The 14,406-nt window shown below is 42.8% G+C and carries 9 protein-coding genes and 1 pseudogene; 5 read left to right on the plus strand and 5 right to left on the minus strand.

Translation table 11 applies throughout. The annotated features are described in order from the left end of the window. The first annotated feature begins 215 nt into the window (after positions 1-215). From HMPREF9304_RS05695 to HMPREF9304_RS05715, 5 genes are all read left to right on the plus strand, one after another. Positions 216-1,904 carry a putative transporter gene (locus HMPREF9304_RS05695; protein WP_036927290.1) on the plus strand — a complete coding sequence of 563 codons (1,689 nt, stop codon included), beginning with the start codon at positions 216-218 and terminating at the stop codon, positions 1,902-1,904. A 13-nt stretch (positions 1,905-1,917) separates the two neighbouring features. Beyond that, complete coding sequence (locus HMPREF9304_RS05700; RefSeq protein ID WP_036927292.1) at positions 1,918-3,324, plus strand: threonine/serine exporter family protein; 1,407 nt, start codon at positions 1,918-1,920, stop codon at positions 3,322-3,324. 68 nt (positions 3,325-3,392) lie between these two features. Then, positions 3,393-4,304 carry a LysR family transcriptional regulator gene (locus HMPREF9304_RS05705; RefSeq protein WP_036927294.1) on the plus strand — a complete coding sequence of 304 codons (912 nt, stop codon included), beginning with the start codon at positions 3,393-3,395 and terminating at the stop codon, positions 4,302-4,304. Positions 4,305-4,739: 435 nt separating this feature from the next. Next, positions 4,740-7,010: a replication restart helicase PriA gene (gene priA / locus HMPREF9304_RS05710; protein ID WP_036927296.1), complete on the plus strand. Its 2,271-nt coding sequence runs from the start codon at positions 4,740-4,742 to the stop codon at positions 7,008-7,010. Between the two features lie 339 nt (positions 7,011-7,349). Continuing rightward, complete coding sequence (locus tag HMPREF9304_RS05715) at positions 7,350-7,742, plus strand: hypothetical protein (RefSeq protein ID WP_036927298.1); 393 nt, start codon at positions 7,350-7,352, stop codon at positions 7,740-7,742. Between the two features lie 281 nt (positions 7,743-8,023). On the opposite strand, the gene ispF is transcribed toward HMPREF9304_RS05715, so the two are convergent. The 5 genes and pseudogenes from ispF to HMPREF9304_RS14905 form a co-directional block, all read right to left on the minus strand. Beyond that, positions 8,024-8,515, minus strand: coding sequence for a 2-C-methyl-D-erythritol 2,4-cyclodiphosphate synthase (ispF, locus tag HMPREF9304_RS05720; protein ID WP_036927301.1), 492 nt, complete (start codon positions 8,513-8,515; stop codon positions 8,024-8,026). 190 nt (positions 8,516-8,705) lie between these two features. Continuing rightward, positions 8,706-9,881 carry a type IX secretion system outer membrane channel protein PorV gene (gene porV, locus HMPREF9304_RS05725; RefSeq protein WP_036927302.1) on the minus strand — a complete coding sequence of 392 codons (1,176 nt, stop codon included), beginning with the start codon at positions 9,879-9,881 and terminating at the stop codon, positions 8,706-8,708. Between the two features lie 47 nt (positions 9,882-9,928). Next, complete coding sequence (gene porU / locus HMPREF9304_RS05730; protein ID WP_036927304.1) at positions 9,929-13,471, minus strand: type IX secretion system sortase PorU; 3,543 nt, start codon at positions 13,469-13,471, stop codon at positions 9,929-9,931. Between the two features lie 17 nt (positions 13,472-13,488). Beyond that, on the minus strand, positions 13,489-14,106 hold the full coding sequence (locus HMPREF9304_RS05735) for a fumarylacetoacetate hydrolase family protein (RefSeq protein WP_036927307.1): 618 nt from the start codon (positions 14,104-14,106) through the stop codon (positions 13,489-13,491). 133 nt (positions 14,107-14,239) lie between these two features. Beyond that, a pseudogene (locus HMPREF9304_RS14905) lies at positions 14,240-14,406 on the minus strand (IS30 family transposase); the annotation flags it as partial.

Here is a 14,406-nt window from a genome sequence, read left to right on the forward strand (position 1 = left end):
ATTTTTGCATGTCGTTTGCCTATTGATTTTTTCTATTTTGAAGATTTTAGATGGTCGTTTTTTGGTAAAATGATAGGACAAAAACAGTAGATGTCTTTACGCCGAAAGGTTAGTATTGAAAAGTATGATAACGAACATCGTTAAAATTTATGGCTGCCATTTGGTGGCGTTTATTAATTTCGATACCTTTGTAAGCGGAAACTATAATATATGCAATGGAGGTAATAGAGAATCTTTTCAGGGGATTTCCTGAACTCTGGGGCGGAGGAGTTGCCCATTCGGTAATGATATTATCGTTGGTTATCACGATTGGTTTGTCATTGGGCAAGCTGAAGGTACGCGGGGTGTCGCTGGGCTTAGCTTGGATATTGTTTGCGGGTTTGCTGTTCGGGCATTTTCAGTTTAATTTGGACGAACATTTGCTTCACTTTCTCAAAGAATTTGGCTTGATATTGTTTGTCTATTCTATCGGACTTGAAGTAGGACCCGGTTTCTTTTCTTCTTTCAGACGAGGCAGCAATACGCTCATTGGGTTGGTGACAATAGTGATAGCCATGAGCTTGGTTATCGCCATTTCCATTTATTACATATCGGATACACCGATTACCACTATCGCCGGAATTTTGTCGGGTGCTGTAACGAATACGCCTGGCTTGGGTACTGCACAACAAGCTTACAGTGACCTGCGTCACATTGATGCTCCTACCATTGCCAGCGGTTATGCTGTGACCTATCCCATGGGTGTATTGGGAGTTATCATTTCGTTCATTATTTTGAAGTGGGTGCTTCGGATTAATGTGAAAAAAGAAGAGGCTGCCGCTTTGGTCGGTGTGGGACACTTAGAAGAGGTGACGGTTAATACTTTTGCGGTGAAAGTGAGCAACGAGATGATGCAAGGGGTGACGGTAAAGCACCTCAGAGAGCTGTTGAAACGCAATTTTATGGTTTCTCGCATTTATCGCGAGGGAACTCAGATACATCAAAATATCGTCAGTGCACAGACAACGATTCAGCTCGGAGATAGCCTACTCATCGTTAGTCGACCGAAAGATGAAGAGCCTATTTGTGCTTTGTTGGGCGCAAAAGAGGAAATAGACTGGAAGAAGTTTGGGAAACAAATGGTATCTCGTCGCATCTTAATCACCAAGTCATCGGTCAATGGCAAGACATTAGAGCAGATGAAAATACCAAACACCTTTGGTGTGAACGTGACACGTGTTAATCGTTCGGGTGTTGACTTGGTGGCAACAGGACAGTTGAAACTGCAGATGGGTGATAAGCTGACGGTGGTGGGCAATGAACTTTCCATCAGTCATGTAGAACAAGTGTTGGGCAACTCTATGAAGCGTCTCAACAGTCCTAACTTAATTCCTATCTTCTTAGGTATTGTTTTAGGCTGTATCTTGGCAAATGTACCTCTCTTTATACCGGGTATTTCGGCAAGTCTACGCTTAGGTTTGACGGGTGGCCCTCTCATTGTGGCTATTTTGATTGGTTATTTTGGTCCTAAATACAATTTGGTGACTTACAACACTATCAGTGCCAACCTCATGTTACGTCGCTTCGGATTGTGTATATTCTTGGCTTGTGTGGGACTTGGAACAGGTGAGGACTTTGTCCAAACCATTGTATCGCAGTCGGGCATGCAATGGATTTTATACGGTTTGTTGATAACAATGTTGCCCATCCTCTTCGGGGGAATCATAGGCAGATATGTATTCCACATTAATTACTTCACGCTGGTGGGAGTGCTGGCGGGTGCCCATACCAACCCTCCTGCATTGGCTTATGTCAATGATATGACGCAGAGCGATTCTCCGTCGGTAGGTTATTCCACCGTATATCCATTTGCCATGTTCTTAAGAATTCTGACAATACAGATGATGATTTTTGTGTTCGGATAAAGTTTCTTGATAGATGACGAAGAATAAACAAATAACGACAGATGCACAGCTGGTGCATCGTAAACTGGATTTACTGTTACAAGTAGGGTGCTACTTGATGGATTGTTCTGCTGACACCACCTTGATAGTTCGGGATATGAAGCGTGTAGAGGCATATTTGGGACTGGAGAGCCAGTTTCTTCACGTGTATATCAACTACAATGTCATTTTGGTGAACTACAGTGATGAAAGCACTTCCTATACAAGATTTCGCAAATGCGATCGCCATGCCATTGATATGGCAGGGATTACTCGAGTAAGTCATCTTACATGGGATGCGATTCGGTATAATTACAGCTTAGATGAGTATCAGGAAAAAATAGATGCAATCAAGAAGAGACCACGTTATTACACGCCTTGGCAGGTAGCCACTGCTGCAGGATTCGCCTGTGGTGGCTTCTGTATACAGTTTGGTTGTGATTGGCCAGCCTTCTTTTATGCGTCGTTGGCAGCTATCCTTGGTTTCCGGCTGCGTATGTTTTTGGGTGCGAAGGGTGCCAACACATACATTTGTATTTGCATGGGTGCATTCGTTTCCACGATTGTGGCATGGCTCAGCTCGTTCCTTTCGCTAAATGAAAGTATAGCCTCCTTGATACCATCGTTCATGCTTACCAACACTCCTTGGCATCCATTGTTGGCGTGTGCTTTGTTCATTGTGCCAGGTGTTCCGCTCATCAATTTCGTGAGCGACATGCTTGGTGGACACATACAGACAGGGTTAGTCCGTGCACTTAACGTCTTTCTCATGATTGTAGCCATGGTCTTTGGTATCGGTTTTGCTATTAAGGTGTGCGGAATTGATAACTTTGCGCACGACCTATCCATGACACCGCACCATACTTACTTAGAGTTTGCCATTGCGGCAGCAATCTCGGCGATGGGATTCTCTACCATATTTAATATTCCAAAAAAACTTTTACCAATCATTGCCATAGGGGGTATTATTGCTGTATGCAGTCGTAACTTTGTGAACTTGGGTCCCAGTACGGGTAATATAGGATTGGATCAAGGGCTTATAGTAGGCTCGTTGGCAGGGTCAACGTTAATCAGTCTGGTGTGTACCGTAGCGATGCACTGGTTTCATACGCCTCATCAATGCTTGTCCATACCCAGTGTGATACCAATGGTACCAGGGGTGTTGATGTATAGAGCATTGTTTGCTTTTGTGGAAATGCAAGGCGTTGTGGGCGAAGTAACGGTAGGCATGCACAACTTCATGCTTGCTTCTTTGGTTATTTTGGTGATTGCCATTGGCGTGGCTATTCCCAATATATTTGTTCATAGTATGCTGTACAGTCGGCGAAAAATAAAATTATATCGTTTATTAGTTCAACGCAAACACATGGACATTGAGAATATTGATGCCAAGATACAGTAGTTTTATTAAGAGTGTGGGCATGGATTGTCAACCAAGACATACCTTTATATTCACGGTAAAAGGATGATATGGAAATTAGACAGCTGAAATACTTTCTCAAAGTGGCCGAAACGCTCAATTTTTCTGAAGCAAGTCGGCGGTTATTTATAACGCAGAGTACGCTTTCTCAGCAAATCAGTCATCTGGAAAAGGAGATTGGTTTGCCACTGTTTGAGCGAAATAGTCATGAGGTTTATCTCACAGAGCCTGGCAAAGAATTGTTGCCTTATGCCATGAAAGCCGTTGTTGCCACCGATTCTTGCATCGCTCACATAGAAGACTTAAAGCAAATGATAACGGGCGAGTTGAACATTGGTGTGACTTACTCGTTCAGTACCATCATGATGGATACGATGGTAGATTTTATGAAAACCTATCCCGGTGTGAAGCTCAACATCTTTTATCATTCTATGGATGAACTCTTAGAGATGTTAAAGAGCCGGAAGGTAGATTTTGTTTTAGCCTTTTTACCGCTTCAGTCAGACAAAGAAATTGATAGTCGTACTATCTTTACTAACCGTCTAGCAGCCATCGTCAACCAAAACCATCCCTTGGCAAAGCAGCAACGCATCCACTTAAAGGAGTTGGAACGTTTCGGACTGGTGTTGCCTGCACGTGGTCTGTTGGCTCGGCATGCCTTTGAACGACTGATAAGTCATCAAGATTTGGAGCTAAAAGTTAAGGTTGAAGTGAATACCATCGACTTGATATTCCAACTGTTGCATCGTTCCAATTACATTTCTATCTTAGCAGAGTCCACGGTTGTACATGAGGAAGGCTTGAAAGCGCTTCCTTTGGACACGCCAGACAATCAGATGGAAGGGTGCATACACTTTTTGAAGGATGCTTATATGAAGCATTCTGCACAAGAATTTATCAAGATGCTGTGTCAGTCTACCAGCATCTTGACAAACTTTACCTTAAAAGATGTGTTGCAATAGGGACTACTAATGGCGAGCATTCCATTTTACAATTCCAACAACTAATAAGGAACATACAATAATCTCGGCTACAATACAATAAATCATTATTATCTTTTTATTTTTTTTATTTTAATTGTGGTTTTCTGAGACTATAACAGTAGTGTTGTTTCAACTCTGTAAATAATTACCAATCCTGTAAATAACTGATAACCAAAGCAAAGATACAGGGTTCTTTTGCATTCTTGAACGCATTATTATGATAATTTCTTAAGGTAGTTATCGCTTTTATCAATACCGCTCCTCATACGCATCTCATTTCTAAAGAGATTGTTTTCAGTTATATTTTAGGCTCGCTTTGGTAAACGAATCTGTAAGGCACAATTTCGTTGGAAGAAATATCTGTGTTTGTTTTTTGGGGTATTCCTTACTTTCACTTAACTTTGTGGTCGGCTCATGAAATATGTAGATGTTATCGTTCCGTTGCCATTAGAAGGCACTTTTACTTATGCTGTACCCGAAAACTTAAGGGATAGGGTGCGGTTTGGGGTACGTGTTGCCGTAACGTTTGGCACTTCAAAGGTGCATACGGCTATCGTTGTTCACGTACATGACAATGCGCCTGCCTTTAAGGTAAAGACGATTATTGATGTGATTGATGACCAACCGATGCTCTTAACGCAGCAATACCAACTGTGGAAATGGCTATCTGCTTACTATATCGCACCCCTTGGGGATGTCTATAATGCAGCATTACCCGCAGGTTTGAAGGTAGAAGAGAACTATAAGCCTCGCATGGAGACGTATATTGACTTGTGTCCACCTTATCGTTCGGAGCAAGCGTTGAACGTAGCTTTCGACTTATTGAAGCGAGCACAGAACCAACAAGAGGTGTTGACGCACTTTTTGCGTATTTCACATTGGGAAACTTTACAAGGAACCGTAACGAGCGAGCCTGTCGTGGACATTACTCGTGAGGAATTAATGAATGTGGCACGCTGTTCGTATGCGGTGATTAAGCGGTTGGTAGAGCGTAAAATCTTGTTCACTTACGAGCGAGAGGTAGGACGGATCGGCGATGCGGGCGAAGAACATGTAGAAAATATCAAGCGTCTGAGCCAAGCGCAGCAAGATGCTTATAACCAAATTGTTTTTCAGTTCCTTAAAAAGAATGTAGTTTTATTGCATGGAGTAACCTCGAGTGGTAAAACAGAGATTTACATACACCTTATTAAAAAGGCACTCGATGAGAAAAAGCAGGTGTTGTATTTGTTACCAGAGATTGCTCTCACAGTGCAAATTACCAGTAGACTAAGACACGTGTTTGGCAACAAACTGGGTATCTATCATTCTAAATATAGTGATGCCGAACGAGTTGAAATATGGAAGAAACAGCTTTCATCTCATCCTTATGAAGTAATATTGGGTGCACGTAGTGCCGTATTCTTGCCCTTTCAGCAGCTTGGATTGGTGATTATCGATGAAGAACACGAAACCTCTTTCAAGCAACAAGACCCTTCGCCACGCTATCATGCACGGTCGGTAGCTATCATGTTGGCTCAAATGTATGGAGCCAAGACTTTATTGGGGACAGCTACACCTTCGGCAGAAAGCTATTATAATGCGACACAGGGCAAATATGGTTTGGTGAGTTTGACCACTCGTTATCAAGGAATAGAATTGCCCGAAATACAAGTCATTGACACGAAAGACTTGCAGCGACGCAAGATGATGACGGGACCATTTTCGCCCACACTCATTGCTGCCATTAACGAAGCCTTGCAAAACAACCAACAGGTGATATTGTTTCAAAACCGACGTGGCTTTGCACCCATGATAGAGTGCCGCACTTGTGGTTGGGTTCCTAAGTGTACCAATTGTGATGTATCGCTCACCATGCACAAACGCATGAACTTATTGACTTGTCATTACTGCGGTTATACTTATCAGGTTCCTACGGTATGTCCTGCATGTGGCGCAACCGATTTGCGTGGCAGAGGCTATGGAACCGAAAAGGTGGAAGAGTATGTAAGGCAACTGTTTCCTGAAGCTCGTGTTGCCCGTATGGACTTAGACACCACTCGCACACGTAATGCGTACGAACGATTGATTGACGACTTCTCTTGTGGGCGCACAAATTTGCTCATTGGTACGCAAATGGTGAGCAAAGGCTTGGATTTCGATCGTGTTAGTGTGGTAGGAATACTGAATGCGGATACCATGCTGAACTATCCCGACTTTCGCGCTTACGAGCATGCCTTCATGATGATGGCGCAGGTAAGCGGTAGGGCAGGCAGGAAAGGCGCACGTGGCAAGGTGTTGCTGCAAACTAAAAATAAAGACTTGCCCGTGATAAAGCAGGTGGTAGAGAATGATTATGAAGGTTTTTTTAAGGCACTGTTAGATGAGCGTAGAATGTTTTCCTATCCTCCTTTTTATCGCTTGGTGTATGTGTTTTTGAGGCATCGTTACGAACAAGTGGTAGAAACCGCGGCAGTAGAATTGGGAAGCAGGCTACGACAAGGATTGGGTGAGCGTATTTTAGGACCAGACAAACCTTCGATAGCACGTGTTAAAAACTTGTATATCCGCAAAATTGTTATCAAGTTGGAGAATGGTATCGACTATCAAGCTGTACGGCAATATTTGCGAAGTGTGCAACAACAACTCTTGCAAGACAAACGGTATGCAGCCCTACAAATGTATTACGATGTCGATCCCATGTAAATATCGTTGGCAAATATTGCTTCTTTTTTAGGACTTATTCTATAAATTACCGCCGTATATTGTGAGTAAATTTTATGAAACTTCTCTTTTATGTAATAGTGAAATCTATGTCCTAATTTTGCATCAAATAACAAATTACTGATGTCTCTTTCATGACCTTTCAATGAAAGAGCCGTGATGATAAGATAAAGTTCTTCGCCTAGTCTTTTATAGTGAATATTTTTTACAAAACATTAATTTAGATGAATAATGACAACCATTTGTCAATAATTTGTTTCTGTGTTTGTAATTGTAACAAATTTTTCGTACCTTGCGGATTGTAACAAAAACATTATTAATATGAAATCGAAATTAAAGCTATTCACACTTTTCCTTTTTTCGCTGTTTCTAACCACAGGGTTTGTCGCATGTAGCGACGATACAGACCCTACAGACCAAACTATTTTTGTAGACTCCTATAAGGGTAAGATTACTTATCTCAATATTGGGTCAGGTAAGAAAGTTAGTGCAGACGACGGTAAGGTTATCGTTAGCAAGTTAGGTGACACCTATTCGTTCAGATTTGACAATGGTATCCCTGATTTGACAGGCATCAAGTTTGAGAAAAAAGATGACAATACATTTGTTAGTCTTGGCTCAGATGGTCTAAAAGGTATAAAGATTACTGCTTCCGAGCTTCACATCTTAATGGTGAAAGGTGGCGAAACTTGGACAGCCGATTGCAGGAGATAGACCTTTGGAACGTAGCCTCATGGCTACATATTTTTAAGGTCGAACTTATAGAACTGACCTCAGTGATATAAGAAATACTGACAAACAATTTGGAGAGGGGTGTACAATTCTTGAGTGAATGTACATCTCTTTTTTGATGCTTATATGAACAAGTGTTGAAAAATAGACTCGCTGTGACTCAAACGATTGCATTTTGTACTTATTTGCGACGAAGTCGAGCAGTTGATTCCAAAGAAGCGAGAATTGGAGGATGGTGTAAAGAGAAGTTCAACTACCAAACATTAGTTCTGTTTCACAATGAGTACGGTTGCATAAGCCGCCATTCCTTCTTGCCTCCCAACAAATCCCATGCGTTCACTGGTTGTAGCTTTGATAGAGATATTGTCTTCATCTGTATTCATTAGTTGAGCCAAACAGGTTTTCATGGATAGGATGTGCGGGTTTATCTTAGGTTGTTCGGCGCATATGGTTGCGTCTATATTACCCAATTGATATCCTTTGGACGCAAGTAGCTGCATTGTTTTTTTCAAAATTACTTTGCTATCCATATTTAAGGTTTCGTGGGCTGTGTCGGGAAAGTGATATCCTATATCACGTAGATTTGCTGCACCCAAGAGTGCATCACAAATAGCATGAATCAAAACATCGGCATCGCTGTGCCCCAACAATCCCTTGTCGTGGCTAATCTTGATGCCACCCAACCAAAGGGCGCGACCTTCTACCAATTGGTGAACGTCATACCCAAAGCCAATGCGAAATGAAGGATGAGACATGTGGTTAAAGTTTACGAGTTGACAAGTTTACGAGTTGACAAGTTGACAAGTTGACGAGTTTGTAAGTTGGTGAGTTGATGAGTTTATAAGTTTACGAGGTAACAAGTTGACAAGTTTACAAGTTAAGAGGGCGTATCTATTAATACTCAAAGGCTTCCTCCCTTTTGGTGAGGGGTAAGGGGTGTGACGCTTACCTCTTCAGTAAGTCTTTGATACCGTCCATATCGAAACTTAAAGAGAAGCGAAGGGTTTGATCCAACGGATTACTCTTTGCCATTGCAATGACATAACCTGCATCCAATGAGAACACGCTCATCTTGAAACCTGCTCCCACCGTAAAATATTTTAGGTTACCCTTATTCTCCGATTGGTGATGATAACCTGCTCGAAGAGAGAACTGGTCATGATAAACATACTCTGCTCCAACACTCCATTGGATTTCCTGTAACTCCTCTTTTGCACCATTTGGTGCGTCACCGAAGCTCTTAAAGATGCCTCCAATGCTCGAAACATCATAATAGTCTTTCTGCACCCGCTCTTGATAAGCCTCAGTGGATTCGCCTTCATCCTGTTTAGGATAGGTAGGAACCAACAGCTTATTCGCATCTGCCGCTATTGTAAAACGGTTATACTCATCAACTGGCACCATGAGAGAAGCACCCAAACGTAGGTTGGTGGGGATAAACTCACTGTTGTCACTGCCTCCAAAAGTAATTTTACTTCCGATATTAGAGATATTCAACCCAATGCCTAACTGACTTTCACGTGCTCCGAGGTTGATATAGTTCTGATAATAGGCAGCAATATCGGCAGCAAAAGCCGAACCGGGAGTGGTTTCTTCCTTAAAATCATACGTTAAATCTGAATAAATCCAACGAACGGCAGCTCCCAATGAGAAGTGTTCACTCAACATCAAAGAGTACGCAATGTCTGCGGACATCTCATAAGGATTAATTGTTATTCCTCCGTCTTTGGTTTGCCCAACGTACGTGTTTACTTCACCAAGAGAGAAATAGCGAAAAGAACCAGAGATTGCACTGTAGTCGCCAATGCGATAATAACCAGCCAAATAAGCCAAATCGATATCATTCACTAACTGTCTGAGCCACGGAGTGTAGTTCAATGCTACTCCTGCACGACTAATGGTAAAAGGATATTTAGCAGGATTCCAGAACTGCGAAACCACATCGGGGTCGGTGGCAGCACCTACATCACCTAAACCTGCCGCACGTGCATCGGGCGCAATCATCTGTGAGGTCACCGAGTAGTTCACTGGATTAAACATGTTTCGTTTGTCTTGGGCGGATAAGGAGAGCGCCGACAAGATAAATACGAAGAGGACACTTATTTTTGAAAATCTATTCATTCTATTGCGATTCTATGCGATTGGTATTTTCCTAACGAAAATAATAGCTAATTATTGCTTATTACAATGAGTTTCTTTGCCTTGGAAACCTTTGCACTTCCTTCGGAAGAGATGCGGGCACGATATAGATAAACGCCAGTTTGTAGGCGATTTCCATTCTCAACCGTAAGATTCCAGTGGACGGTTTGCGTGTTGGTTGTGTTCACACTGCTTTCTTGATGATGCCACAAAAGTCTGCCACTCAAGTCAAAAACTTCAATTTCCACATCAACCACTGCCCCTGCACGATCGTGCTCAAGGATAAAGGTGGTGGCTTCGCGAGCAGGATTGTTGGTACAATCGATAGAGAACAACTGCGGTTCCATGCCTCGTACGACATTGAAGGAGAGCTTGGTCGTTGAAGGATTGTTAAGCACATCCCATGCTCGGAAGAGTAATTGATGAGGACCGGGTGCTAATTCGGGCAACTGATAGAAGGTTGAGCCAGCCGTATAACTGCCAAAATTGTACGTAAAGTTAGCGTTCAAATTATAGCTATTCGACATATCTCCATCAATGATTAACTGCAAATCGTGACCGATACCGCTTCCCGATACGTTAATTCCATCGTCATCTTTAATCTCTGCTACGAAATAAGGGGTACTATTAACATTGCCGCCATTGACAAAGGAGGGACTGTTGAGATAACAATAAATCGATGGACCAAGCGAGTCTGTCTTCAATTCTGCACCACCTCCTAACGTAAAGGCTTCGCTCACACCGCTTGCTCGCATTTGGTGATCGTCACTGATGGCATAAAGATTGAGCTTACCAGAGCCTTCGGAGTAATTGATATCACTCGGCACAGCAAACACAAAGCTAAACTTACCATTCTCCACCTTATTTGCTCCATTATACAAGGTCCTTGGCCGATCCATAAAGGTGAGTGCCTTCTTGGTTTCTTGTTGATCGTTGCGACGGCACACGATTTTTTCTTCATTATCACGAACGGTAGCAAAAACAAGACCTTGGAAATCGGATACGCCCTCGATGTGTCCTTTCACCGTGACCGTACTCCCTGCCTGCAATGCCACAGTTGGCGTTGAAGACAACGCTTTGCCATTGATAGAATCTACGACAATGCTGTAAGAGGGTTGATGAAGTGCAACAGCAGGGTCGCCTAAAAGTGCATATTGCAACTTGTTGCACGTAAGGTCTTTCTTGCCGGTAATCATTTCATTCTTCGCCAAGCGCTGCGCTTCTCCTATCGTCACAGGGTTGCCATGGGCATCTTTACTCAACACATATCGCAAAAACGATGTGTTGATACGCGCGTTGTAATGGGCTATCACCGTGCGTGTGGTACCAAAAAACGAGATTGCCCCACCTCGGGGATTCCGAACAGCCACTTCACCAATGGTTGGAGTTTCACCATCAAAAGGCATAATGTCGCAAGACGCTGTGATCCAAAGTGGGAGATGAGGATGTTGGAATGTTTGAAAGTCGTGCAAGTTTAACACTTTTTCGTGCGAAATTTGGGTCGCCATGCCATGTCCACCGTAATCCATGATGAGCGCACCTGCCGCTTGTTGCTGTTTTATGATTCTCGAGACTTCGGGATAAGTGTTCCCTGAAGATGAGGTTTCGCGCTGATACGCATCCCACATAATTTTCTTCACAAGATAACTCGGATATTGACTTGAAATAGCGTTTGCCGTGTCGTCAATATCTTGCATGTGCAAATTGTTATCTCCGTCATCGCCCATAAAGACCAAAGTGTTTTGCCATGCACCTGCATCTTTATTCGTAACATAGGCGATTACCTTATCTACCATGACTTTAGCATCGGCTTCGGTCGTTACGGGGAAACGCCCCACGGCAATATCTTGTTGGTCGCTAAAGTCCTTGTTCAGTCCTTCACCATCGTCAAGAGCGCAAAAGAAACCATCGTCTACAAAGCAATCGACCTCGTTAAAAGAGTTCTCACTCTCAAAACAGAGTAAATAATCGTCTGGATGTAACGACTGGCACTGTGCAGTAAGCATACGATTGTCCCACACACAATCACCAAAAAGCAGAAGATACTTAGGCATATCTGCCGCTGTTGTGGCGCGGTCGTACAACATCTTGAGGTACCTGCGGTAGGCATTTGCATCGGGCGTGCCACTCGAAAATTCGTTATACAGCTGGTTTGCAGAAACAATTTGTACACGCAAACCGTCATGCTTCTCGTGAAAAGCCTTGAGACGCTCTGCCTGTGCTTTCAACTTCTGACTGGAAGGAATGATGATGACCATATCTGCAAAGCCGTGAGCGTGCAAGTCTTGATTGGTAATTGCTTGTACAAATTCGGGTACGGGGAAGTTGACTCCTTTGAGATGAGGAGCAGGGAGGGGCTCCTGCCATATAAAAGAAATGTAATCCAATCGTGAAGGAGAACCCGACCGAGTGGTTAGTTTCACGGTGTCGGTCATGGAAGTTCGCTCTATCTGATAAACGCCCGATGCTTCATTACCTTTGTCATACTTGCTTAGAGCAATGGCGAGTTCACCCAACTGCTTTCCGTTGTGCATGACAGATATTCGCGAAGCACTGCCAGCCGACACGTTGACTGCCATTTTCGCCTTTCCTTTGGCTGCCAAAGAGGGGATGGTGTAAGTAGCACTTTCCGCTACATCTATCGCTTTTGGATGAAACAGATTGCGCCCACCATGATACCACGAATAGCCGTCAACTTCATATAAGGTGTGATAATAGTCGGGCGAGGGATAAAAAGAGTGGATAAAAGCGGTGGAATCAAGGACAACAGGCGCATCTTCTGACTGGGTTAAGAAATAATAGCCAGTATCCGAATAAGGATTGCGAGTGCGTCGAGTGGCTGTGTTTGATTCCCATGACACGGTGCCATAGGCATAGAAGAGCCTACGCCCATCAATCCAACAAGTAGGAACTTCTTTCAAATCGTCTGTTGCGATGAGCTCCTCAGATACCAATTGCTCATTCTGAAGTCGTCCTCCATAGCCATAAACTTTTACCTTCTGAAGGTCTGTAAAGCCTGCTTGTCTTATCAACTCATCCGTAAGTTGGTACACACCTGTTGAAGGTACACGTATCTTTGCCCACTTCCCTGTTGCCAAAACAGAATGGTCGGCATACCGACTGGTGCTGCTTGCTCGGGTCTTCGCTGCGTCTCTTTTCATCGAAGACATGAGAGGTTTGGCTTCGATGCGCAGCATGAAACTCACCAAAATTTGGTAGCGATGATTTCGATAAACCAAAGGAGAGAAGCCAACCTGCAGCAAACCTCTCTTTCTGTTTACTGCTATCTTGTGCTGAGGAATGGGAAGAGCGGGTAGCGGTGCGCTTGAAAGCTGTTGATAGCGTGCCACATCCGCTGTTGTCATGTCGATAAATTCAGGATAAAGAATGGAGACCGTGTAGATAGAATCGGCATAGCACTCATTCAACTCAAACGAATGCGAGAAATAGGGTAAGACACTATCTATCTTGACATCGTTAGCTGTCAAGTTAAAAAAATGCGCTTGAGCCATTAAAAATGGACTTGTCAAGAGCATCCAAACAATGCAGATATATTTAATTCTTCGCAACACGTTTTACTACTCCACTATTATTTGCAATTGAAATCAAGAACCTTATAATCCTCGAGATATCCTTCAAGATGGTCGTCTATATGTACGGGTCCAACTCCCGCAGGCGTACCCGTAAAGAGCAAATCACCAGTTTTTAGCGTAAAGTAACGACTGATATAAGCTATCAATTCGTCTATTTTATAGAACATATCACCCGTAAACCCCTTTTGTACTGTACTTCCATTCACATCTAAGTGAAACTGAAGCCGCTGAATGTCCTGAAACTTATCAATATCCATCCAATCTCCTATCGTTGCGGCACCATCAAAGCTTTTACAAAGCTCCCAAGGAAGCCCTTTGGCACGCAACTGCTGTTGCAACTCTCGAGCCGTAAAGTCAATTCCTACCGTCACCGCATCATAGTAACGATGCGCAAATCGGGATGAAATTGTTTTGCCTAAGCGGCAGATTCTTACCACAACTTCTGTCTCATATTCTATCACACCCAAGTCATCTGGAATGAAAAATGGCTTGTGATCTTTGGATAAAGCCGAATCTGGCATTATAAAAATGACAGGGTTTGTTGTTTTAGATAACGGTTCGTGGAGCTCTTTATTGTGCTCCTTATAATTCATTCCAACGGCAAATATTTTCATGAGAAGAATAATTAAAATGGAGGTTGTTGAACAAGTTAAATGCAATAACTGTCACAAATGTACATAAAAACGGTGATTTATATGCCAGTAACACAAAGAAAGTGCCTTGTAGAGTCAACCAGCAAGTGCAAAATTATAAAACATGTTTGAAGAACTCTCGTTTTGGTGTAGAAAAGTTTAATTTTTCTCTCGGTCTTTCGTTCAATTTCTTTTGTATCGACATAATTCTCTTTTCTGTATAATGCTCAAACGAATCCTTTTTCGGTATATATTGTCTGATTAGTTTATTTGTATTCTCAA

The sequence above is a fragment of the Hoylesella timonensis S9-PR14 genome (assembly GCF_000762405.1).
Classification (GTDB): Bacteria; Bacteroidota; Bacteroidia; order Bacteroidales; family Bacteroidaceae; genus Prevotella; species Prevotella timonensis_A.